Annotated in this window: 25 protein-coding genes; 17 read left to right on the top strand and 8 right to left on the bottom strand. The window is 37.6% G+C overall.

Annotated features, from left to right (window positions below):
• Positions 1-28: 28 nt before the first annotated feature.
• Entirely contained in the window at positions 29-985 is a 957-nt protein-coding gene (locus ACLHDF_RS20625) for an AEC family transporter (protein WP_251393283.1), read from the top strand.
• Between the two features lie 69 nt (positions 986-1,054).
• Here ACLHDF_RS20625 and ACLHDF_RS20620 read toward each other — a convergent pair whose 3' ends face one another.
• Complete coding sequence (locus ACLHDF_RS20620) at positions 1,055-1,924, bottom strand: LysR family transcriptional regulator (RefSeq protein WP_413920509.1); 870 nt, start codon at positions 1,922-1,924, stop codon at positions 1,055-1,057.
• Positions 1,925-2,037: 113 nt separating this feature from the next.
• On the opposite strand from ACLHDF_RS20620, the gene ACLHDF_RS20615 reads away from it, so the two are divergent.
• Genes ACLHDF_RS20615 through ACLHDF_RS20600 form a run of 4 tightly spaced genes read left to right on the top strand, consistent with a single transcriptional unit; the run spans position 2,038 to position 4,776 of the window.
• Complete coding sequence (locus tag ACLHDF_RS20615) at positions 2,038-2,619, top strand: non-oxidative hydroxyarylic acid decarboxylases subunit B (protein WP_413920508.1); 582 nt, start codon at positions 2,038-2,040, stop codon at positions 2,617-2,619.
• Between the two features lie 2 nt (positions 2,620-2,621).
• Positions 2,622-4,043: a non-oxidative hydroxyarylic acid decarboxylases subunit C gene (locus ACLHDF_RS20610; protein ID WP_413920507.1), complete on the top strand. Its 1,422-nt coding sequence runs from the start codon at positions 2,622-2,624 to the stop codon at positions 4,041-4,043.
• A 16-nt stretch (positions 4,044-4,059) separates the two neighbouring features.
• Positions 4,060-4,284: a non-oxidative hydroxyarylic acid decarboxylases subunit D gene (locus ACLHDF_RS20605; RefSeq protein WP_216889755.1), complete on the top strand. Its 225-nt coding sequence runs from the start codon at positions 4,060-4,062 to the stop codon at positions 4,282-4,284.
• 21 nt (positions 4,285-4,305) lie between these two features.
• Entirely contained in the window at positions 4,306-4,776 is a 471-nt protein-coding gene (locus ACLHDF_RS20600; RefSeq protein WP_413920506.1) for a pyridoxamine 5'-phosphate oxidase family protein, read from the top strand.
• Positions 4,777-4,792: 16 nt separating this feature from the next.
• On the opposite strand, the gene ACLHDF_RS20595 is transcribed toward ACLHDF_RS20600, so the two are convergent.
• From ACLHDF_RS20595 to ACLHDF_RS20580, 4 genes are all read right to left on the bottom strand, one after another.
• Positions 4,793-4,981, bottom strand: a complete 189-nt coding sequence (locus tag ACLHDF_RS20595) for a PucR family transcriptional regulator (RefSeq protein ID WP_413920673.1) — start codon at positions 4,979-4,981, stop codon at positions 4,793-4,795.
• Positions 4,982-5,001: 20 nt separating this feature from the next.
• A complete protein-coding gene (locus tag ACLHDF_RS20590) occupies positions 5,002-5,505 on the bottom strand; it encodes a hypothetical protein (RefSeq protein WP_413920505.1) in 504 nt (167 codons plus the stop codon).
• Between the two features lie 121 nt (positions 5,506-5,626).
• Complete coding sequence (locus ACLHDF_RS20585) at positions 5,627-6,292, bottom strand: GAF domain-containing protein (RefSeq protein ID WP_413920504.1); 666 nt, start codon at positions 6,290-6,292, stop codon at positions 5,627-5,629.
• Positions 6,293-6,321: 29 nt separating this feature from the next.
• Entirely contained in the window at positions 6,322-6,474 is a 153-nt protein-coding gene (locus ACLHDF_RS20580) for a hypothetical protein (protein ID WP_413920503.1), read from the bottom strand.
• Positions 6,475-7,264: 790 nt separating this feature from the next.
• Here ACLHDF_RS20580 and ACLHDF_RS20575 point away from each other — a divergent pair.
• The 4 genes from ACLHDF_RS20575 (at position 7,265) to ACLHDF_RS20560 (ending at position 10,936) form a co-directional block, all read left to right on the top strand.
• Positions 7,265-7,570 carry a peptidase dimerization domain-containing protein gene (locus ACLHDF_RS20575; RefSeq protein WP_413920502.1) on the top strand — a complete coding sequence of 102 codons (306 nt, stop codon included), beginning with the start codon at positions 7,265-7,267 and terminating at the stop codon, positions 7,568-7,570.
• A 90-nt stretch (positions 7,571-7,660) separates the two neighbouring features.
• Positions 7,661-8,137, top strand: coding sequence for a hypothetical protein (locus ACLHDF_RS20570; protein ID WP_413920501.1), 477 nt, complete (start codon positions 7,661-7,663; stop codon positions 8,135-8,137).
• A gap of 125 nt (positions 8,138-8,262) precedes the next feature.
• Positions 8,263-9,966 (top strand): NAD-dependent malic enzyme, encoded by a 1,704-nt coding sequence (locus tag ACLHDF_RS20565; RefSeq protein WP_413920500.1) that lies wholly within the window; start codon positions 8,263-8,265, stop codon positions 9,964-9,966.
• Positions 9,967-9,979: 13 nt separating this feature from the next.
• On the top strand, positions 9,980-10,936 hold the full coding sequence (locus ACLHDF_RS20560; protein ID WP_413920499.1) for an AEC family transporter: 957 nt from the start codon (positions 9,980-9,982) through the stop codon (positions 10,934-10,936).
• A 48-nt stretch (positions 10,937-10,984) separates the two neighbouring features.
• Here the strand turns inward: ACLHDF_RS20560 and ACLHDF_RS20555 are convergent, their stop codons facing one another.
• Positions 10,985-12,163, bottom strand: coding sequence for an NAD(P)/FAD-dependent oxidoreductase (locus ACLHDF_RS20555; protein WP_413918288.1), 1,179 nt, complete (start codon positions 12,161-12,163; stop codon positions 10,985-10,987).
• 33 nt (positions 12,164-12,196) lie between these two features.
• On the bottom strand, positions 12,197-12,649 hold the full coding sequence (locus ACLHDF_RS20550; RefSeq protein ID WP_013057327.1) for a DUF1641 domain-containing protein: 453 nt from the start codon (positions 12,647-12,649) through the stop codon (positions 12,197-12,199).
• A 429-nt stretch (positions 12,650-13,078) separates the two neighbouring features.
• Between ACLHDF_RS20550 and ACLHDF_RS20545 the strand changes: the two genes are divergently transcribed.
• From ACLHDF_RS20545 to ACLHDF_RS20525, 5 genes are all read left to right on the top strand, one after another.
• A complete protein-coding gene (locus ACLHDF_RS20545; protein WP_413920498.1) occupies positions 13,079-13,495 on the top strand; it encodes a hypothetical protein in 417 nt (138 codons plus the stop codon).
• A complete protein-coding gene (locus tag ACLHDF_RS20540) occupies positions 13,492-14,775 on the top strand; it encodes an ammonium transporter (RefSeq protein ID WP_413920497.1) in 1,284 nt (427 codons plus the stop codon). Before ACLHDF_RS20545 ends, ACLHDF_RS20540 begins: the two co-directional genes overlap by 4 nt.
• A 134-nt stretch (positions 14,776-14,909) precedes the next feature.
• Entirely contained in the window at positions 14,910-15,107 is a 198-nt protein-coding gene (locus tag ACLHDF_RS20535; protein WP_013057324.1) for an IDEAL domain-containing protein, read from the top strand.
• Positions 15,108-15,292: 185 nt separating this feature from the next.
• Positions 15,293-16,372, top strand: coding sequence for a hypothetical protein (locus ACLHDF_RS20530; protein WP_413920496.1), 1,080 nt, complete (start codon positions 15,293-15,295; stop codon positions 16,370-16,372).
• Between the two features lie 90 nt (positions 16,373-16,462).
• Positions 16,463-16,840: a hypothetical protein gene (locus tag ACLHDF_RS20525; RefSeq protein WP_413920495.1), complete on the top strand. Its 378-nt coding sequence runs from the start codon at positions 16,463-16,465 to the stop codon at positions 16,838-16,840.
• Positions 16,841-16,879: 39 nt separating this feature from the next.
• Here ACLHDF_RS20525 and brnQ read toward each other — a convergent pair whose 3' ends face one another.
• Positions 16,880-18,235 carry a branched-chain amino acid transport system II carrier protein gene (gene brnQ, locus ACLHDF_RS20520; RefSeq protein ID WP_413920494.1) on the bottom strand — a complete coding sequence of 452 codons (1,356 nt, stop codon included), beginning with the start codon at positions 18,233-18,235 and terminating at the stop codon, positions 16,880-16,882.
• A 385-nt stretch (positions 18,236-18,620) separates the two neighbouring features.
• Between brnQ and ACLHDF_RS20515 the strand changes: the two genes are divergently transcribed.
• From ACLHDF_RS20515 to ACLHDF_RS20505, 3 genes are all read left to right on the top strand, one after another.
• Complete coding sequence (locus ACLHDF_RS20515) at positions 18,621-19,892, top strand: cation:dicarboxylate symporter family transporter (RefSeq protein ID WP_413920493.1); 1,272 nt, start codon at positions 18,621-18,623, stop codon at positions 19,890-19,892.
• 109 nt (positions 19,893-20,001) lie between these two features.
• Positions 20,002-21,039 carry a M42 family metallopeptidase gene (locus ACLHDF_RS20510; RefSeq protein ID WP_413920492.1) on the top strand — a complete coding sequence of 346 codons (1,038 nt, stop codon included), beginning with the start codon at positions 20,002-20,004 and terminating at the stop codon, positions 21,037-21,039.
• 284 nt (positions 21,040-21,323) lie between these two features.
• Entirely contained in the window at positions 21,324-21,482 is a 159-nt protein-coding gene (locus ACLHDF_RS20505; protein ID WP_013057318.1) for a hypothetical protein, read from the top strand.
• Positions 21,483-21,586 lie beyond the last annotated feature (104 nt).

The following is a 21,586-nucleotide window of genomic DNA, read 5'->3' as shown; positions in this document are numbered from 1 at the left end:
TCTAATCTAGACAATGGAGTGTTCAAAAATGGAAATTAGTCAAATCTTTATTATTTTAACCCCAATCTTTTTTGTTATTTTGCTAGGTTATTTAGCAGGGTATTTTAAAAAGTTTGATGCAACGACATCTAAAGGGTTAAATACGCTTGTAACAAAATTTGCGTTACCTGCACATCTATTCGTTGGTATTACGACAACATCAAAACAAACGCTTATTGAAAAGTGGCCGTTTTTATTAGCATTAGTTCTTGGTATTATTGGATTTTATGTTCTTTTCTTACTTGTTGCAAAATATGTATTCAAATACTCATTAACAGGAGCATCAATGTTCTCTCTAAACTCTACGCAACCAACGTTTGCATTTATGGGTATTCCCGTATTAGGTAGCTTGTTTGGTGCGGATGTAGTAGCGATTCCAATCGCCATTACGGGTATTGTAGTAAACGCGATGCTTGATCCTTTAGCCACTATTATTGGTACGGTTGGACAACGTGAAAAAAGCGAAGATGATTCAGAAGAAAGCTTATTTAAAGTAACAATCAAATCAATCTTACACGGTCTTTCTGAGCCATTAGCCTGTGTTCCGTTAATCGCCGTAGTATTAGTATTATTTGGCTTCCAAGCTCCAGATTTATTATCAAGCAGCTTAGACCAAATTGGTTCAATTACGTCTGGTGCGGCACTATTCGCAGTTGGGGTAACAATTGGTATTCGTAAAATTCAATTTAGCCCAGCAGCATTTGGTATTGCGATTTTAAAAGTTGCTATTCAGCCGCTTGTGATGTTAGGAATTGCAACAGCAATGGGCCTATCATCAGCTGACATCGTAAAATTAGTATTATTAGTAGCGTTCCCAGGTTCAGCTGTAGCAGCGATGATTTCAGTTCGCTTTGACAGCCTAGCTGGTGAAACGGCTTCAGCATTTGTACTTAGTGCCATTATGTCACTTGTTACATTACCATTGTTAATTTCTTGGTTAATGTAATCACATATATCCATATAAAAGAAAAAAGACTTTGCTATCTTAGTAAAGTCTTTTTTTATGCATTTATATTTAAAAAAGCTTTAAAAAGTCTCGGGCGATTTTGGGAAGATAACTGTCAGTACGCCAGGTAACTAAAGGCTCAATCACAAATGGATTATCTTCTATGTTTAAAATTTTAATATGTTCTAGTGAAAAAGAGGATAGCATTGAATAAGGGACAATGGCAGCACCAAGACCACGACATACTAAATTAAGAAGCATGGCTGAATCATGACATTCACATAAAATGTTAGGTGTTATATCCATCTTTTCAAATTCCGTCACAATACGATTATATATGCTTATTTCCCGGTTTGAGCGAAGAAGAATAAGAGGGAGAGAAGCAATTTCAGCTACTGAAATCTTTTCTTCTGCATAACCGCTTTCTTTGGGAATTGCTACAACAAAGACATCTGGTGCAAGTGTTTTTGTTTTGACATGTTGATAAGGTAAGTCTGTAGTGGTGACCGCTACATCAATTTTTCCTTCCGTCAATAATTCGTTTAAATGAGCTGGTTCGTTTTCATAGATATTAAATGTACTGTTTGGATACTGTTTTTGGATAAGAGTTAGCTTATCGAGAACCGTTGATGCACAGTAGATTGTACACCCTACTTCAAGCTTTTCGTTTGTTACGTTTTTACATTCCTGTACTTCCAATACTGATTTTTCGACCCTTTGCACAATTTCTTTCGCTCGTTTTAAAAAAAGCTCTCCTTCTACTGTTAACAATAAGCGCTTGTTATTGTTTCGTTCAAAGAGTAAAAGGCCTAGCTCATTTTCGAGCTGCTTTAGCTGTCTGCTTAGAGGAGGCTGAGCCATGTGCAGACGCTTCGCCGCTTTGGTCACATTTAATTCTTCAGCTATGACAATAAAATAATGCAACTGTCTTAATTCCATTGTATTCAACTCCATACTTTAAAGGTATTATTATATACTTTATCAATATTTTAATTGTATGGAAAATAAGTGTAAAGTTAAATGTGTAACCAGAGCAGAGAGGAGGAAGGGAAATGAAAATAGCTGTAGGAATAACGGGAGCCACGGGGGCTATTTTAGGTATTCGAATTTTAGAGCTGTTAAAGAAGGCTTCTGTTGAAACGCATTTAGTCATGTCACCTTGGGCTCATGCCACAATTAAGCTGGAAACATCTTATAGCGTTCAGCAAGTAGAAGCGCTAGCAGATTATTGCTATTCATATCAAGACCAAGCAGCAAAAATTTCAAGCGGTTCTTTTCGTATAGATGGAATGATTGTTAGTCCTTGCAGCATGAAAACATTAGCATCTATTCGAATGGGACTGGCAGATAACTTAATAGCGAGAACGGCAGATGTGATGTTAAAAGAGAGAAAGCCACTTGTGCTACTTCCTCGCGAAACGCCTTTAAATACAATTCATTTAGAAAACATGCTGGATCTTTCAAAAATGGGAGCTATCCTCGTGCCGCCTATGCCAGCTTTTTATAACAAACCTATGACGATCGACGATATTGTCACACATATTGCTGTTCGAACGTTAGATCAGTTGGGAATTGAGCTTTCTGAAGCAAAAAGATGGCAAGGAATTAAACATTTATCACAAGGAGGAAAATAAAAATGGCTTATAAAGACTTTAGAGATTTCCTTGATACGCTACATAAAGAAGGGCAGCTGCTGACGATTACAGATGAAGTGCAGCCTGATCCTGATTTGGGTTCAGCAGGTCAAGCCATCAGTAATTTAGGAGATCAAACGCCGGGGTTATTGTTTACTAATATTTATGGATATCACAATGCAAAGGTAGCTCTAAACGTAATGGGTTCCTGGTCAAATCACGCGTTAATGATGGGACTGCCTAAATCGACTCCTGTAAAAGAACAGTTCTTTGAGTTTGCTCGGAGATATGAAAAATTTCCTGTCGAAGTGAAAAGAGAAGAAACAGCGCCATTTCATGAGTGTGAAATAACAGACGATATTAACTTATTCGACCTTTTGCCGTTGTTTCGCTTAAATCAAGGAGACGGAGGCTATTATCTAGATAAAGCGTGCGTTATTTCTCGTGATCAGCATGATAAGGGCAATTTCGGTAAACAAAATGTAGGTATATATCGTATGCAGGTCAAAGGGAAAGACCGTCTAGGCATTCAGCCCGTGCCACAGCACGATATTGCCATTCATTTAAAACAAGCCGAAGAAAAAGGTGAAAACCTCCCTGTATCAATTGCTTTAGGATGTGAACCTGCGATTGTTACAGCAGCTGCTACACCGCTTCATTACGATCAATCAGAGTATGAAATGGCAGGAGCTATTCAAGGTGAACCATACAGAATTGTGAAATCTAAACTTTCTGACTTAGATGTGCCTTGGGGAGCAGAAGTTATTTTAGAAGGAGAAATCTTAGCCGGTGAACGTGAGTATGAAGGTCCTTTTGGTGAATTTACAGGTCATTACTCCGGTGGTAGAAGCATGCCTGTTATCAAAATCAACCGTGTATATCATCGAAAAGATCCTATTTTTGAAAGTTTATATATCGGTATGCCTTGGACAGAAACAGATTATTTAATTGGCATTAATACAAGCGTTCCTTTATATCAGCAGCTAAAAGAAGCATACCCTGAAGAAATCGAAGCCGTGAACGCGATGTATACGCATGGGCTTGTTGCTATCATTTCAACAAAAAGCCGATACGGAGGGTTTGCTAAGGCTGTTGGTATGAGGGCATTAACTACGCCGCACGGATTAGGATATTGCAAGCTAGTTATTTTAGTAGATGAAGACGTGGATCCCTTCAATTTACCGCAAGTCATGTGGGCGCTCTCAACAAAAATGCACCCAAAACATGATGTTATAACAGTGCCTAATCTCTCGGTTCTTCCGCTTGATCCAGGATCTGAGCCAGCTGGTATTACAGATAAAATGATTTTGGATGCTACAACACCAGTAGCACCAGAAACAAGAGGTCACTACTCCCAGCCTCTAGATACACCGCTTGAAACAGAAAAATGGGAAAAAATCTTAACGAATATGATGCAAAAATAATCAAGGAGGAATCAACATGCATACTTGTCCAAGATGTGAAGCCAAACAAGCGAACTTAGTGTCTAAATCACCAGTTGAAGGAGCCTGGGAAATTTATTTATGCAATGTATGTTTGTTTACCTGGCGTTCTTCTGAACCTGAGACGATCACAAACCCTGAAAAATACCCTCGACCATTTAAAGTCAATCCAAAAGACGTACCGCTAGCAACACATGTGCCTCCTGTGCCGCTCCAATCTTAATAAGCAGAGGTGGTAAGTAAAATGAATAAAGCAGAGCTGCCAAAAGCCGTGCGTGTATTTTTAAATGGAAAAGACTTAGAAAGGAAACAGCATGATGCAATGTTGCTATCTACTGTGACACCCGAGGGTTTTCCTCACGTAGCAATGATTAGCGTAGGAGAGCTGTTAGCTATTAGCTCCTCACGCGTCAAGCTGTTAGTATGGAAAAATACAACGTCTTCAACAAACATGATACAAAATCATAAAGCAACCGTTACATTAGTTATTGAAGGAAAAGCTTATTACATTAAATTTTTGCTAAAAAAAGAAGCTCCTGTGTTATCAGGCTATGAGCTATTTACGGGAGAAGTAGCCGCTGTTAAAGAAGATTACGCAAAATATGCAGTTTTGACATCAGGAATTCAATTTCAGCTGCATGATTCTAAAGAGGTACTGAGCCGCTGGAAGCAATCACTTGAGGTTGTTTTTTCCACCGAAAAAACCGATTCTTAAAAATAAGAATCGGTTTTTAGCTGTAGTGAAATTTTTTTAAATAGCATACCAATTGGATTTTTAATAGGTGTTCACTATTTGTAAATGATATGTTCATTTTTTCTTCGATTTTTTTCAACCGCTGATAGAGTGTATTAACATGAATATGAAGTTGCTTAGCTGTAAGCGAAGCAGAGCGGTTATTATCGAAGTACGCTTCTAGCATTTGCTCTAAAGGTTCATCATTCAAGTGATTGTTTTTAAGAGGGCAAAGACTTCATCAATAAAAGTTTTTACTTCTTCTTTCGATTGATTAATAAATAATCGGTTAATTCCTATTTCCTCATACAACATGCATCTATCTTGCTGCTGAGACAGAAGGTAAGAGATAGCTTTTTCAGCTTCGCTATAACTTTTTCCTATTTGAGTAAAGCGAGAATAACGACTTCCAATTCCTATTTTTACATGACATTCATTATAGTAACGCCATTTTAAAAGTAAATCCTCTAATTGTTTGATAATAGCATGCTGCTCTTCAGAAGGGTCAAGCGTAAATACAATGTTTACTTTGGTGTCGAATCCGTATACGACCGGCGCTTTTGAAATGAAAACAGATTTAATGTCAGACACAAGGCGATGAAGATGTAAAGTTAAGAGATGCAGATCAGCTTGTGCACGAATGGTAATAAGAGCGACCAGAATATGCTTTTTGATACAGCAAAGTGGTGTCATAACATGATAAGTATTCACTGAATAATTCATGCGTTCGCTTGTAAAATAAATCGACTAACGTTTGTTTTTTCAACATTTCTAGTGCAATAACAGAGTTTCTTTGTTCGAGTGTCACTTGATCTAAAGAGGAAAGGTCTCCTTAGTTTGCCTTTATAATAAGTAATCCTAAGAGCGTGCCAATACCGTGTATGGGTTGAATATAGACGCTTTGTGCCTGGTTGTTTGCATCAATGGTATAAAAGCAAGGTTTGCTATTCAAAAGAAAATGCGTATGAAATTCAGCTGCTTTTGTGTCTATATCAAGGAACTTCAAAAAGCCATAGCTCTTATTATCAACAAAATCTACAATGGTGACCGGAGATGTAACCATTCGGCGCAATTCGGTAAGTATTGGTTCAATTCCTTTACTTTGAAGTGAAATATTCATGAATGTGCGATGAATTTGATCGCGGCGTGTTAAAAGTTCATTTTGTTTTTTTACATCTTCAAAAAGCGCTGAGTTTAAGAGAGCAATAGAAACTTGATCGGAAAAGCTTTCCAACAATTCTTTATCCTCTTCATTTAAAAGAGGGATTGTCCCGTTTTGATAAATAATGAGTACGCATACCGTTTGTTCTTCCATACAAATGGGGACAGAAATAATAGATTGAATGTTTGTAAATGTATAAGACTGATTAAGATAATGAATATTGTCGTGAGTCATGGTAGAAGAATCATGTAATATATCCTCTAACTTCGTATACATATAGCTTTTATTATGTTGAAATGTCTTTCCAATAATTCCTTCGCCAACTTTCATTTTCATGTTTTGAATTTCATTGTTTGGCCCCCGGCTCAGGCGCGAGGCACAAGAAATTGAGCGGAAGAATCAAACATCCATAGCACGCCTATATCCGCAACAGAAATAACCGAAAGAGCATTTCCAAGAATTCTTGTTAATAGATAGTCAAAGTCTTGTAAAAGGAAAATTTCCTTAATGCTTTTCATAAGCACGTTCGCTCGTGCCGCTCTAGCTTTTTTTTGCAGCACATAAGGAGAAAAGTTAGCAGATAGCTGCTTTATTTGTTGGGAGGTCCAGTGATGCTTAGCAAACACGCGAATAACAAACGCATAGCGATTTGGAAAGGATAAGTAAATTTCTTCCTACTCTTCATATACAATATGCTTTTGAAAGTAATCACTCCCGTTATGTAGGCTAGTTGGAGGAGCATAAATTAGAGAAGAGCATGAGGAACTGGAAAAAATCATGTTGAAATTTGCAGAATCAATACTTGCCCAAATTTGATAAGAACTGTTTTGGATAACAGATGTAAGATAACCTTTCATATTAGCTAATAAATCATTCACATTAACAACCTCTTATAGACTGCTTAATGTTAAAAAATACATAGTTATAGTTCTCTTGAAACAGGTTTTATTGGAAGCTATGGGCACGGTTATCCAATCATAGCTATTCTCGGTGAGTACGATGCGCTTACCGGGCTGAGTCAAAGAGATAAGTGTGCAGTAGCAGATCCGGTCAAAAAAATGGAAATGGCCATGGGTGAGGGCATAACCTACTTGGTGTAGGCTCACTAGCAGCTACACTTGCTGTAAAAGAATATTTAAAAGAAAAAAACGTTCCGAGGACCGTACGATACTATGGTTGTCCAGCTGAAGAAAGTGGCTACGGAAAGATGTATATGGTACGAGAAGGATTTTTTAAAGATGTAGAAATAGCGTTTTCAAGGCATCCCGCTACGGTTAATGGCGTCATGCATACGTCATCGAATCGGTCATGCAAGCAACTTTTAAATTTAAAGGAAGAAGCAGTCATGCGGCTGCTAGCCCTCACCTTGGAAGAAGCGCTTTAGACGCTGTAGAGTTAATGAATATTGTCGTGAATTATATGCGTGAACATATGATAGACGAAGCGCGCGTACACTATGCAATTACAAATAGCGGAGGCTTCTCTCCTAATGTGGTTCAAGCAGAAGCGGAAGTGATGTACTTAATTCGTGCTCCAAAGCCATCTCAGGTAAAAGAACTTGTTGAACGCGTTGTGAAAATTGCAAAGGGCGCGGCTTTAATGACAGAAACGTAAATGGAACAGGAAATTCAAGGAGCTTGTGCGAACCTAATTCCAAACCAAACAATGGAACAGATAAATTTACCTCAAGTTAAATAAGAAAAAATGGTTTTTGCTAAAGCTATCTACGAATCTACATCTGTTGAAGATAAAGAAACAGCAAAAAAACAAGTAGGTTCATTACTAGACAAAGCTTTAGCAGAGTATCCGGTCTTCAACCAAATTGCTCCTATGTTCAAAAATGTTTCATTTATGACAGGATCAACCGATGTTGCAGATGTTAGCTGGAATGTTCCCGCTGCGCAGTGCGTGACGGCGACATGGGCTTATGCAACACCTTTTCATACATGGCAAGCTGTTGCTCAAGGGAAAACGGAGTATGCTCACAATGCGATGTTATTAGCTGGAAAAGCCATTGCGGCTACGGCGATTGAAATGATAGAAAATCAAGAGCTGATTAGTAAAGCTAAACAAGAGCTAGAGGATAGGCTAGAAGGGGAAAGCTATGAATATCTTGTACCTTCACATATACAGCCCCCTAATTACTCAGAAAGTGACCAAGAAGACTATAGCGTTGTATAAAGAACAGCACATGAACTCTTGTTCATGTGCTGATTTTTTATTTTTATTAAAAATAAATGGTTAAAAATATATCTCTTTGCTGAACCTAACCCTATCTAATTGTTTAGGAAAAGAGGTAAAAAAGCATGAGAGCATATAAAGTAGAAAAAGATGGTTCAATTTCAACTTCACTAAAAGGAAAATCAGTTTTATCCACTTCTTATTTAAACAAAGGTTCTGCTTTTACTGAAGAAGAAAGAGAAGACCTTCATCTGCAGGGACTTCTTCCTCCAACGGTTTTAACGTTAGAAGAACAGGCAAAGAGAGCCTATGAGCAGTTCAAAAAAGCACCGAATGATCTTCAAAAAAATAATTCGTTGAATGATCTACATAACCGGAACGTCGTCTTATTTTATCGTTTATTAACCGATCATTTAAGTGAAATGCTTCCCATTATTTACACGCCTACTGTAGGTCAATCCATCCAAGAATATAGCCATGAATACCACCGACCTGACGGCTTATATTTATCTGTAAATGAAGCGGATAGATTAAGTGATGCGATTGAAAACTTAGGGCTCGACAGCGAAGATATTGATTTACTCGTTGTAACGGATTCAGAAAGTATTTTAGGCATTGGGGACTGGGGGGTAGGAGGCATAAATATTGCAGTGGGAAAGTTAGCCGTATACACAGCTGCAGCAGGAATTGATCCAAGCCGCGTACTGCCTGTGGTTCTTGACATGGGAACCAATAATAAAAAGCTTCTTGAAGATCCGCTTTATTTAGGAAATCGCCATGAACGAGTAAAAGGAGAAGACTATAATCGCTTTATTGATCACTTTGTAAAAGAAATAACAACTAAGTTTCCTAAAGCGCTTCTTCATTGGGAAGATCTGGGGAATATTAATGCGCGTCACATTATGAAAGAATACGGAGATAAAATTTTAACTTTTAATGATGATATCCAAGGAACAGGAGTGATTACTCTTGCAGCCGTTTTAACAGCGGTGCGTATTACAGGAACGCCTTTAAAAGATCAGCGGGTTGTTGTATTTGGACCGGGGTCTGCTGGAATTGGGAATGCTGATCGTATCCATAGTGCGATGATGCTTGAAGGGTTATCTGAAGAAGAAGCATATGATCGTTTTTGGGCGTATGATTATAGAGGTCTATTAACCGAAGGTATGGAAGATTTAGCTCCTTTTCAACAGCCTTACGTTCGTCAAAGTGAAGAGATTAAAGAATGGGAAAAAGATGATGAAAATAAAGTTTCACTGCTCGAGCTCGTAAAGCAAGTGAAGCCAACCATTTTAATTGGAACGTCAGGCGTCACGGATGCTTTTACCGAAGAAATTATTAAAGAAATGGCAAAACATGTAGAGCGTCCAGTGATCATGCCGCTTTCCAACCCAACAAAACTTGCTGAAGCTGTTCCGGAAAATATTATAAAATGGACGGAAGGAAAAGCGCTTATTGCAACGGGAAGTCCATTTGAACCTGTTGAATATAACGGCCATACCTATGAAATTGGACAGGCAAATAATGCATTTGTATTTCCGGGTCTTGGTTTAGGGGCAATTGTTGTTCGTGCTCAAAAGTTTACTGAATCTATGTTTGCTGAAGCAGCCAATGCAGTAGCGCGTATAGCAGAAACAGATACAAAAGGAGATACGCTTCTTCCTAATATTAAAGACCTTCAAAAAGTATCAAAGGCGGTTGCTGTGGCGGTTGCCAATGCTGCCGTAAAAGATAACGTAGCAACTGTTACTGAGCAAAATGTAAGTGAACTTGTAGAAGCAGCTGTATGGCAGCCTATTTATAAACATGTTAAGGCAAGAAATGAATGAGGTGAATGAATAAATGAGCATAGGTCAAATTTTTCTCATTCTCGCGCCTATCTTTTTTGTCATTTTGCTTGGTTATTTAGCAGGGCATTTAAAAAAATTTGATAAGCAAACGTCTAAGGGGCTTAATACATTAGTAACGAAGTTTGCGCTTCCTGCACACTTATTTGTAGGTGTAACGACAACGCCAAGAAAAACACTTATTGAAGAATGGTCCTTTTTAGTCGCGTTGATTTTAGGAATTGTCGGGTTTTATCTCATTATATTGCTTATTGTGAAGTATGCAGGGAAGTATACGTTAACTTCTTCTTCTATGTTTGCCCTAAACTCAGCTCAGCCAACGTTTGCTTTTATGGGCATTCCGGTACTCGGAGGCTTGTTCGGCGCAGGTGCAGTAGCTATTCCCATTGCAATAACCGGAATCGTTGTGAATGCGATTTTAGATCCGTTGGCAACGATTTTGGGAACTGTTGGACAACGGGGGCAAAAGAAAGGGGAAGAGAAAACAAGTTTATTCAAAGTAACGGTTCATTCTATTTTGCATGGTTTATCTGAGCCTTTGGCATGCGTACCGTTAATTGGAGTTATTTTAACGCTTTGCGGCTTTCAGTCACCTAAACTTCTACAAGATATGCTTGATCAAATCGGAAGTATCACATCGGGAGCTGCTTTATTTGCAGTAGGAGTAACGATTGGAATTGGAAAAATTAACTTCAGTAAAGGCGCGCTTGGAATTGCTATTTTAAAAGTAGCAGTCCAACCGATCGTTATGCTTGGAATTGCAGTATGGGTAGGGTTGTCTTCAGATGAAGTGACAAAAGCTATTTTATTGGTAGCTTTTCCTGGCTCTGCTGTAGCAGCCATGATTGCTTTACGGTTTGAAAGCTTGGAAAACGAAACGGCATCTGCTTTTGTCATTAGTGCTATTTTATCATTGGTTACGCTGCCGCTCCTTATTTCTTGGCTTATGTAAATAATAAAAAAACGAAAGAGGAGAATTCCTCTTTCGTTTTCAAGCGGATTAATAAGCTAATGCGAATAATCCTTTGATATGAGATAAGTAACGAACGTTACTTGCTTCTTTCATAAGTGACGCTGGTAAACCTTTTAATTGCGTTTTGTTTCCGCCGATGGTACCAATTGCATCTTTACGTCCAAGGCTTCCTAGTGTACCAGAGAAGACAGGAACGAATGATTCCATTGCTCCGCCGCGAATAGCTACTGCTAAGTTCACGCCTACAACTTCACCCATTTGCCAAGCTAATTGAGCAGTAGGTGGGTAAGGGCGACCTTCTGGACCCATTACAACTGCTGAGTCACCAGCAAGGAATACATCTTTATGAGATGTAGATTGTAAGAATTCATTAACAAGTGCACGACCGCGGTTTACTTCGATACCTGAGTTAGCCACTACAGAGTTACCTTGAACTCCGCCAGTCCATACCATTGTTTTTGTTTCAATTTTGCTGCCGTCTTTAAGTTCAACAGTTGTAGCATCCATTTTTGTTACAGGTGTACCCGTAACGAATGTAACGCCGCGTTTTGTTAAGCTTGATTGAGCGCGCTCTACTAATTCAGCAGGGAAGCCTGGAAGAACTGTAGGAGCTGCTTCTACACAGTATAGAGAAATTTCTTTTGGATCAATACCGTGTTTTAGACATAGGCTTGGCATTAAGTCAGCGTATTCACCAACAAGTTCAATACCTGTTAATCCGCCGCCGCCAACTACGATTGTACCGTCAGCTTTATTTTTTGTTTTGCTGTATTCAGCGATACAAGCTTCTACGTGTGCACGTAAACGGTTTGCATCATTTACTGATTTAAGAACGAAGCTGTGCTCTTCTAAACCAGGGATACCGAAGTAAGCCGTTTCACTACCTAAAGCTGTAACAAGGTAGTCATAGCTTAATTTTGTACCATCTTCAAGAGATACTTCACGTTGATCTGGTGAGATTTCTTTTACTGTTGCAATTTTTAAATCAACGTTGTAGTTTTTAAGTAATTTATCAAGTGGTAAAGCTACCGCTTGTTCAGAAACGCCGCCTACAGCTAGACGGTGTAATTCTGTAATGATTTGGTGAGTAGCAAAACGGTTCACTACTGTAATTTTTGCTTCATCCGCACTTAAGTGTTGGCGAGCTGTCATTGCAGTTAACAAACCACCGTAACCGCCGCCTAAAATTAAAATATGTTTTGACATAGTCGATCCTCCGTCCACACTTTTTAATGAAAATTATTTTTGTTTTTCGTTTGTAATGTCTAAATACGCTTGTGCAAAGCGGAATAGTTTTTGAGCTTGTGGATCTTTAAGCATGCGTAATAAACCGAATAAACCGATTGAATTAGAAGCATTTGCTTCTGCACGATCGTTTGCTTCGATTGCAGTAGCTGCAAGACCTTTTACTGTTCCTTCTACTGGCTCGATAAATTCTTTTACTCCACCAAGTAGATCTTCTTTTAATACGTCGTCAGTTAATAATGATTGCGCAACGTCGTAAGTTTTTGTAAGCACCGTTACCATTTCAGATAATTTTGGTAAATTATCTACAAGAACAGTAAGAGCTTCTTGTACTTCAGGCTTTAACAATTGATCTAACACATCCGCTTGACCTTTGTTAACTGCCGCTTCTGTTTGTACAGCAGCATTTTCCTCTGCAGCTGATTTTTGAATAGTTGATTGAGACATGAAAAGTCCTCCTTTGCTGGATACTGTTGCATATGTAGTTCCTAGTTATCTGCTAGACTTCTAAACTACATTGTGAAGTTGTGAAATCTTGCACATAATTCTATTTTAATTTTAATACGAGATAAAATCAACTCATTTCGTTGAAAAAATAGAGTGAAAAACCTCGTAACCCTTTGTTTAATAAAAGTTCATAAAAATAACGTGAATAATTGCCTAGGTAAATAAAATTAAAATAGGGAACTAACATAATTCCTCTTCCTACGATAAAACAAATAACGTCATATTTCAATACATACGAACTTAATATTCTACAAGTATTAAAAAGATAGGGCACATTTACTATTTAAAGAGTTTTCAAAAAATTACATTGACTTACTGTAGTGTTCTACATATAATCTAAATATAACATCTTATGTAAGGAGATATAACATGGTTATAGTGGATGAACTTTATCATAATGTGGTCATTACATTGCCTCAATTAAAATTAATTGAATTTATAATGAAGTTAAAAGAAGCTAAAGCACAAGAGATAGAAGAGATAAAGACGAAAATTAGTAAATATGAAGAGAAGAAACGTGCTGAAGAAGCTTGGTATCAATCACTATCGCCGTTTCGTAAATTTTTTACCGGGCGTCCTTTAAGTCAGCATCAAGCGGTCGAATATATGGTATACGTAAAGGAACGCTTTAAAAAAATTGATAACCTTAAAGCGCAAATGAGAGAACTTCATGACGTACTCGAACTAATAAAAGCAGAAAATGAAGAAACAAGTGAAATTACGCTTTCGCCTGCTATTGTACAAGAAATAAAACGACTAAAAAACTGTGGAGACGTGGCTATATGAGCGTTAATGAACTAAGTTTAGGTATAAATACGACGTGGGTTGTGTTAACAGCCGCGATGATTTTGTTAATGGAAGGCGGCTTTGCCTTACTAGAGGCAGGGTTTGTCCGCTATAAAAATAGCGTAAATATTATTATGAAAGTATTCGCTGATATTACAATAGGAACGCTTTGTTTCTATTTAATTGGTTTTGGATTGATGTACGGAGACGATTTAGGTGGGATTGTCGGTAAAAGCGGCTTTGCGCTATCAGGGAATTTATCGCATCTCGACATTCCGATTGGGCTTGAAACGTTTTGGCTGTTTCAATGTGCTTTTGTTATTGCTGTCATCTCGATCGTTTCTGGAGCAGTAGCAGAACGAATTAATTTCCGTGCATACCTTCTATATGCAATTTTAATGACTACATTTATTTATCCTATAGCCGGTCACTGGATTTGGGGAGGCGGATGGATTAGTAAGTTAGGAATGCTGGATTTTGCTGGTTCAGCAGTTATTCATGCACTAGGTGGTTTTTCAGCTTTAGCAGCTGCAATAATGATTGGACCAAGAAAAGGAAAATTCACGAAAAATGGAATTAGTTCTGTTTCTCTTCCAAGCAATCTGCCGCTTGCATCAGTGGGTGCTTTTTTATTATGGTTTGGCTGGTTTGGGTTTAACGCAGGAAGTACGCTAAGTGCCACTGACGTTAGAATTGGTCACATTGCTATTGTCACAATGTTATCAGCAGCATCAGGCGGAGCAGCTACTTTATTTTATACCTTATTTCGCTACAACCGTTCAGATGCACCTTCTGTGATAAATGGTTCGCTTGCCGGACTGGTTGGCATCACAGCGGGCTGTGCTTTTGTTAATACACCATCTGCAATTTTTATTGGAGCTGTATCTGGCTTATTAATGATGGCAGCTACAAACTGGCTTGAAGCACGTCAAATTGACGATCCTGTAGGAGCTTTTCCTGTACACGCTGCTTCGGGAATATGGGGAACGTTGGCTGTGGGCTTGTTTTCTACAGATGGTGGAGTGTTTACAGGAGGAGGGTGGACGCTACTCGGTGTTCAACTTCTTGGATTAATCGCTCTATGCATTTGGGGCTTTGTTACAACGTGGATAGGGTTAAAGGTTATTTCCTTGGTGGTTCCGCTTCGATCTACAGAAGAAGAAGAAGAAGTGGGCTTAGATATCAGCTATCATGGTATCATGGCAGCTCATCAAGCTCCTGAATTTATTGAATATGAAAACTACTATGCGGAAGTGAAAGAAAAAACCGCGGATTCTTAAGGGAAGGCTGCTCTTTATAACCAAAGGGCAGCTTTTTTATGTGGGAAAAAATAGGTTTAAAAAACTCGGTTTAAATGATTGAAAAGTCAGAATATTTGTGTTATATTATAAAAAAGCCAAGGAGTTGATTTCTTATGAAAAAGAATTTACTTAATTCACCGCAAAAATCCAACGGAAAGGTGCTTGATGCATTATTCGCTGAGATGATTTTAGACAAAGCGATTGCAGAATTTCGTAAAGCACAGCTAAAAGAAGAAATCGACCGCACGCTATTAATGAAAAATAAAGAAGAGTTTTTAAAGCTCTCATCAGAACTTAAACAAATTTCCTAATTACTTACTATACTTCACACACCATCTATTTTAGATGGTGTGTTTTATTTTTGAGAACTAGTAAAAGGAATTAATTAGTAATAAATACGATTACATTCCTATTTAATACTTTATTTACTTTAATTGTATTGGATTCATTTGTGGATTTTTTTAACATAAATAAGAATTAAAGAGGAGGGATTCAGTTGGGACATTTATTATTGGTAGATAGCTTGATTGTAGGTATTGTTTGTATTGTGCTCGGGATTTTATTTAGAGCTCACAAAACAAGCAAATTGTTGTATGGAATAGGAATTGTATTTGGACTTGTTTTTGTAATTGGGACAGTTAGTCATTCTTCATCTAATACAAAAACTTCGTCAATTACAGCCGAGAAAGTAGAAGCAAACCAAAAAGGCAGTAAAGACACGTCAGAACTTACAGCTCTCGTTACTAAAGGAATGACAGATAAAGAATTTCAAAAAGAAAAAGAGAAAGCGGCTTTTCAACAGTCAGACTTAATTGCGCTAGGTAACGAAGAAGTCGGATATGTGATAAAAGCTGAAGATGGTTACGTTGTAGCTGATACGAACGGCAAAACCATTTCAAATGTTGAAACATTTAAAACGGCTGATGAAGTAGAGCAGTATGAATTAAATGAAGTGAAAAAAATACATAAAGATGTAAGAACAGTTGATGCTCATTATACGGCTTTAGATTTAGAAAACTTACAAGATTTTGATCGAAAAATTGATGAGGTGCTGAAGCGCGTCGGTCTTACAAAAAAAGAGTTCAATGAATTAAAATTAAAAGATGTTAAAACATTAACATCTCATGAAGTAGAGGTGATGAAAGCTATACGGGATTCTGTTTCGCCCATTACAAAAGATACGCTGCTGCAAAAGATGATTCCTGCTAAAGATATTGAAAAGTATGTAGATGGATCTTATACAGCAGTAGGAGGGTACGTAGCTAAAGCCGAAGATGTCCATGATATTACTTCTTACAAAGATTTTGTTGAAAGCTTACGTTTAGATTATACAGATGGCTCGGGTAAAAGGCAGTTTCCTGAAGAAGGATCAGTGTATGGTGTAATTAAATTTAAATCACAAGCCGTAAGCCACGTTGATATTCCATACGGAACTGTGTTTGGAGGAAAAACAACAGATGGACCTCCATGCACGCTTAATGGGTTTCAGGGTCTCGAAACGGGGAAACTGTTCCAGAGTTCAAGTTTGATAACTATTATCCACCAGCAAACGATGCAGAACTATACCAAGTGGTAAATGGAGAAGAAGTGCTTTTAGCTACCTATGTGGCGGAAGAAAAACGATTTGTGCCAGCCATTGCTAAACTACTATAAAGGACTGTTTTTTATGATTCGAAAAGGTTTGTATGCAACATATTATGAACGAGATTACGAATGTTATGAAATGGAAAACGGCTGTATAAAGCTGATTAGTTATGATAAAGATGACGTAGCAAATGGATTCATTTCATACAATGACACGACATTCACAAAAGAAATTCCTAGAGAGGCTGTTGAAGAAGTATTTTTTGTAGCTCCGTATGCTACTTATCAAAATGAAACGTTTGGGGTGTCAGGTTCTTCTGATGGTCGGGTGCTTTTAACCACATCTGAAAAAGAAAAAGCTGATAGATACGATTTTCAACGAACGGATAAATATCTATATGAAAAACATGTGTTAACAAAAGAAGTGAAGTTAACGGAGAAAAAAACGCCTTATTTATAAAACGCCATAATAAAAAGAGGATGCATGCGCATCCTCTTTTTATTTAATCAATTTTCTTGAAGCGTTTCTGTTTGTACTATCATTTGTACGAAGGAAGGTAATACCAAGACCAATTAATCCTCCTATAATAGCAGGAACAATCCAGCCGAGACCCACTCCATACATAGGTAAAATCGATGTAAACAGATCGTTTACTGCCGCAATTTTGAATCCAGCAGCATTTAAGCCATCAAATAAACTAACGATAAACGTTAAAAGAAGGCTTCCTTGATATACTTCAGAACGCCCTTTGAATAAAGGGTGTAAAAATGTTAAAGCAATTAACACAATAGCTAATGGATAAATAGCTGTTAAGACCGGAACCGAAATAGCAATTAATTCCGTTAAACCAAAGTTTGCTACAACGGCGCTGAATACTGATAAAATGACAGCAATCAACTTATAAGAAACCTTTGGAAACAGCTTATGGAAAAAGGAAGAACAAGATGTTACAAGGCCTACACTTGTTGTTAAACAAGCAACCGTAATCATCAGACCCAAAAGGATTCCTCCGTAAGAGCCAAAGTAGTAATCTGATACTTTAGCCAAAACCGTACCGCCGTTATCAAGACGGCCAAGTTCTGATACGCTTGAAGCACCCATGTAGGACAATGCGCTATAAATAAGAGCTAAAATAACGGCAGCGATAGCCGTAGCTTTTGCACAAATTGTGATAATTTGTCGGTTTGTTTTTGCTCCTTTTTCTTTAATTGCATTAATAATAATAATTCCAAAAACAAATGATGCTAGTGTATCCATTGTTAAATAACCTTCTTGGAAGCCTTTAAAGAATGCGTGAGTTGTATAAGCTTCGCTTGGTGCTTCAAATTTTCCAATCGGATTCACAACGGCTACAATTACTAATATTCCGATAAATGTTAATTTAATAGGTGTTAAAACTTTACCTACTAAGTCGACAATTTTCGCAGGATTTAGCGAAAAAAAGCACGTAATTGTAAAGAAAATTACGGTGAAAATGATAAGGGGAAGATGACCTGAATTTTCTGATAAAAAAGGCTTAACGCCAATTTCAAACGAAACACTTCCCGTTCTTGGCATTGCAAAAAGTGGCCCGATTGCCAAGTATAAAATCGTAGTAAAGATAATACCAAAAGCTGGATGTACACGACTAGCTAAAGACTGTAGATCCTCTTTTCCGGAAAAACCAAATGCGAGAACGCCTAGAAGAGGCAGACCTACACCTGTTACTAAAAATCCAGCATTTGCTGACCAAATATTGCTTCCGGCAGACTGACCTAACATTGCAGGGAAAATTAAATTACCTGCGCCGAAGAATAGGGCGAAAAGCATAAAGCCAATAACCACTATAAATGAAAAAGGAACTTTGTTTGACACATTAAAACCTCCAAAATTATAAATGCTTTTTATTATCGCGTTGAATAATTAAAATTTTCAGAATTTTATATTCGAATAATAAAAATAAACATGTATCGTATTATACTAACCTAAAATGCATATTTCAATATAAAATTTGATTTTTTTAATTTATTCGCTGAAATAGTAAAAATAGAAAAATACTTAGCAAAAAAATCTCAATATACAACAATTATTTGATATGATAAAACAGAACCGTGACTTTTAAAAATTCGCATGTGCGGTCTTACATTCTTTTAGTAAAGAGCTGTTTACATAAGATGCTGTAAGGGTGTATATTTATACACGGTTCGTTGAACTGCATATGCTCAATGGATGAAGTCAACTGTGCGAAAGGAGCAAGAAAGTGAAAAGGTTAGGTCTAGCAACTCAGATTCTAATTGGACTGATTTTAGGCGTAGCTGTAGGTGCTATCTTTTACGGAAGCAATACGGCCATTTCTATTTTACAGCCAGTTGGAGACATATTTATTCATTTAATTAAGATGATTGTCGTACCAATTGTGATCTCAGCATTAATCGTAGCGGTCGCAGGAGTAGGCGATATCAAAAAATTAGGTAAGCTTGGCGGAAAAACAATTCTTTATTTTGAGATTGTTACAACCATTGCTATTGTAGTGGGGATTATTGCCGCTAACTTATTTCACCCTGGTGCAGGGGTTGATATGGGACATATTGAAAAAAGCGATATTTCTCAATATGAGGCAACGGCAAAAACGTCTGAAAGTACAGGAATTGCTCAGGAGCTTCTTCATATTGTTCCGACAAATGTCTTTCAATCGGTAGCAGAAGGCGATCTTTTACCAATTATTTTATTTTCCGTATTGTTTGGTGTAGGCGTAGCTTCGATTGGAGAGAGGGGAAAACCTGTTTTAGCCTTTTTTGAAGGCGTCTTGGATGCGATGTTTTGGGTAACTAATTTGGTGATGAAATTTGCTCCAGTAGGTGTATTTGCGCTTATTGGCGTTAATATTATAAAGTTTGGTGTCGGATCACTAATTCCATTAGGGAAATTAGTGTTCGCCGTTTACTTCACCATGATTTTCTTTGTGCTTGTAGTTCTTGGAATCATCGCTAAAATGGCTGGAACAAGTATGTTTACACTGATAAAAGTGTTAAAAGACGAGTTGCTTCTTGCTTTTACAACGGCAAGTTCAGAAGCCGTTTTACCATCTCTTATCAAAAAGATGGAGGACTTCGGTTGTTCTAAATCGGTTACATCATTTGTAATTCCAACAGGCTACACGTTTAACTTAGATGGTTCAACCATTTATCAGGCGCTGGCATCGCTGTTTATTGCTCAAATGTACGGCATCGACCTTTCCATTATGGATCAAATTCAGCTCCTTCTTGTCCTGATGTTAACGTCAAAAGGAATGGCTGGCGTGCCGGGGGCATCATTTGTAGTTGTACTTGCTACACTTGAATCCATGGGCTTTCCACTCGAAGGCATGGCATTTATTGCAGGAATCGACCGCATTCTTGATATGATGCGTACAACAGTTAACGTAGTAGGAAATGCTTTAGCCGCGATTGTAATGTCGAAGTCTGAAGGCGAATTTGATAAGCAAAAATCATTAAATTACACAAATGAATTAAAGAAATCAAATATAGCTTAATGCAAAAAAAGCCGGGAATCTGCCCGGCTTTTTTTGTTTGGAGCCGCTTGTTATCTTTTTTGAAACATATGGTAAAATAAAAGAAATGAGAGACAAAGGAAGTGTCATAATGACGGAAACTGTTCAGTTAATTAAAAAGCTTGTTTCGATTCCCAGTCCTTCTGGAAATACGGAAAAGGTTATTTCGTTTGTCGAAGACTATGTAAAAGAGTTAAATGTTCAAACGTATCGCAATCGAAAAGGAGGCTTAGTCGCTACTATTCCCGGTAAAGATACTAATCATCACCGCATGCTGACGGCTCACGTCGATACACTAGGTGCCATGGTAAAAGAAATTAAACCGAGTGGGCGTCTGAAAATCGATTTGATTGGAGGGTTTCGCTACAATTCCATTGAAGGGGAATATTGTGAAATCGAAACGTCAGCAGGAGAAGTATTTACAGGAACCATCCTTATGCATCAAACATCTGTTCATGTGTATAAAGATGCAGGAAAAGCGGAGCGAAATCAAGAAAATATAGAAATTCGACTGGATGAAAAAGTACATAGCGCAGAGGATATTCGCAGCCTCGGAATTGAAGTCGGCGATTTTGTTTCCTTTGATCCTCGTGTAGAAATAACAAAAAGCGGTTTTATTAAATCTCGTCATCTTGATGATAAAGCAAGCGTAGCTTTATTGCTTCAGCTTATTAAAACGATTCAAGAAGAACAAATAGAACTGCCATATACCACGCACTTTCTCATTTCAAATAATGAAGAAATTGGGTATGGAGGAAACTCCAACATTACGCCTCAAACGGTAGAATACTTAGCGGTTGATATGGGTGCTATGGGAGATGGGCAATCTACCGATGAATACACCGTGTCTATTTGTGTAAAAGATTCAAGCGGCCCTTATCATTACGGTTTGAGAAAGCATTTGGTGGAGCTAGCCAATCAGCATGATATTGAGTACAAATTAGATATTTATCCGTTTTACGGATCAGATGCTTCTGCTGCTATTCGCGCCGGACACGACATCGTACACGGCTTAATTGGTCCAGGAATTGATTCTTCTCATGCGTTTGAGAGAACGCATCAAGATTCATTGAATCATACGTATAAGCTTCTTTATAACTATGTACAGTCAAACATGGTTCTGCTTTAAGAAATGAATAGTTAGCTAATGCATTTTTATGCAAAAGAGTTCAGGGCAGGAGATGTTATCCGTATTTTTACTGATGCTGCATCGGATGTGTAAGAAAGCCTTTTCAAAAAGGTATGGTAATGCTTATACCTTTTGTACATTTTGTTCATTCTGAGGAGTTAAAATGTTTTTAAATTTTTAAAAGTTTCTTGTGACAAGTTTTGTAGAATGGGTTTTCAAAAGGAAATGGTTTCGTCATAATGTGGATATAGCGATCACTACAATAATCGGAGGCGAATCTTTTCATGTGGGTACTGACGGTGTATGCGGGAAAAGAAATGAAAATGTTTGAATTTGAAACTGAAAAGCAGGCGAGGGAAGCTTTTGCTAAAACAAATGGCTGTAAAGTTCTTTCAGAAGTCGTATATTATAATGATCCTCACTTAACATTGGTAGCTATATAGTAGAAAGACAAGAGCTGATTTTAGGCTCTTGTTTTTTTATAGGCACTTATGTTTTACAAAAAGAATAGAGTTGAAATAAAAAAAAATGTACGCTATGATATGGT

The organism is Priestia megaterium, from assembly GCF_046599315.1.
Lineage (GTDB): Bacteria > Bacillota > Bacilli > Bacillales > Bacillaceae_H > Priestia > Priestia megaterium_F.
The sequence above is the reverse complement of the archived record's forward strand: the minus strand, read 5'-3'. Positions and strand labels throughout refer to the sequence as shown.

What these genes read in the sequence shown, in the direction of transcription:
- ACLHDF_RS20595 (WP_413920673.1), bottom strand. Translation starts at nt 4,981, where the DNA reads ATGCTAGAAGCGTACTTCGATAATAACCGCTCTGCTTCGCTTACAGCT.
- ACLHDF_RS20610 (WP_413920507.1), top strand. Translation starts at nt 2,622, where the DNA reads ATGGCTTATAAAGACTTTAGAGATTTCCTTGATACGCTACATAAAGAA.
- ACLHDF_RS20605 (WP_216889755.1), top strand. Translation starts at nt 4,060, where the DNA reads ATGCATACTTGTCCAAGATGTGAAGCCAAACAAGCGAACTTAGTGTCT.
- ACLHDF_RS20510 (WP_413920492.1), top strand. Translation starts at nt 20,002, where the DNA reads ATGACGGAAACTGTTCAGTTAATTAAAAAGCTTGTTTCGATTCCCAGT.
- ACLHDF_RS20550 (WP_013057327.1), bottom strand. Translation starts at nt 12,649, where the DNA reads ATGTCTCAATCAACTATTCAAAAATCAGCTGCAGAGGAAAATGCTGCT.
- ACLHDF_RS20535 (WP_013057324.1), top strand. Translation starts at nt 14,910, where the DNA reads ATGAAAAAGAATTTACTTAATTCACCGCAAAAATCCAACGGAAAGGTG.
- ACLHDF_RS20575 (WP_413920502.1), top strand. Translation starts at nt 7,265, where the DNA reads ATGCAAGCAACTTTTAAATTTAAAGGAAGAAGCAGTCATGCGGCTGCT.
- ACLHDF_RS20555 (WP_413918288.1), bottom strand. Translation starts at nt 12,163, where the DNA reads ATGTCAAAACATATTTTAATTTTAGGCGGCGGTTACGGTGGTTTGTTA.
- ACLHDF_RS20540 (WP_413920497.1), top strand. Translation starts at nt 13,492, where the DNA reads ATGAGCGTTAATGAACTAAGTTTAGGTATAAATACGACGTGGGTTGTG.
- ACLHDF_RS20625 (WP_251393283.1), top strand. Translation starts at nt 29, where the DNA reads ATGGAAATTAGTCAAATCTTTATTATTTTAACCCCAATCTTTTTTGTT.
- ACLHDF_RS20560 (WP_413920499.1), top strand. Translation starts at nt 9,980, where the DNA reads ATGAGCATAGGTCAAATTTTTCTCATTCTCGCGCCTATCTTTTTTGTC.
- ACLHDF_RS20525 (WP_413920495.1), top strand. Translation starts at nt 16,463, where the DNA reads ATGATTCGAAAAGGTTTGTATGCAACATATTATGAACGAGATTACGAA.
- ACLHDF_RS20600 (WP_413920506.1), top strand. Translation starts at nt 4,306, where the DNA reads ATGAATAAAGCAGAGCTGCCAAAAGCCGTGCGTGTATTTTTAAATGGA.
- ACLHDF_RS20505 (WP_013057318.1), top strand. Translation starts at nt 21,324, where the DNA reads ATGTGGGTACTGACGGTGTATGCGGGAAAAGAAATGAAAATGTTTGAA.
- ACLHDF_RS20615 (WP_413920508.1), top strand. Translation starts at nt 2,038, where the DNA reads ATGAAAATAGCTGTAGGAATAACGGGAGCCACGGGGGCTATTTTAGGT.
- ACLHDF_RS20580 (WP_413920503.1), bottom strand. Translation starts at nt 6,474, where the DNA reads ATGAAAAGCATTAAGGAAATTTTCCTTTTACAAGACTTTGACTATCTA.
- ACLHDF_RS20620 (WP_413920509.1), bottom strand. Translation starts at nt 1,924, where the DNA reads ATGGAATTAAGACAGTTGCATTATTTTATTGTCATAGCTGAAGAATTA.
- ACLHDF_RS20570 (WP_413920501.1), top strand. Translation starts at nt 7,661, where the DNA reads ATGGTTTTTGCTAAAGCTATCTACGAATCTACATCTGTTGAAGATAAA.
- ACLHDF_RS20565 (WP_413920500.1), top strand. Translation starts at nt 8,263, where the DNA reads ATGAGAGCATATAAAGTAGAAAAAGATGGTTCAATTTCAACTTCACTA.
- ACLHDF_RS20585 (WP_413920504.1), bottom strand. Translation starts at nt 6,292, where the DNA reads ATGAAAATGAAAGTTGGCGAAGGAATTATTGGAAAGACATTTCAACAT.
- ACLHDF_RS20545 (WP_413920498.1), top strand. Translation starts at nt 13,079, where the DNA reads ATGGTTATAGTGGATGAACTTTATCATAATGTGGTCATTACATTGCCT.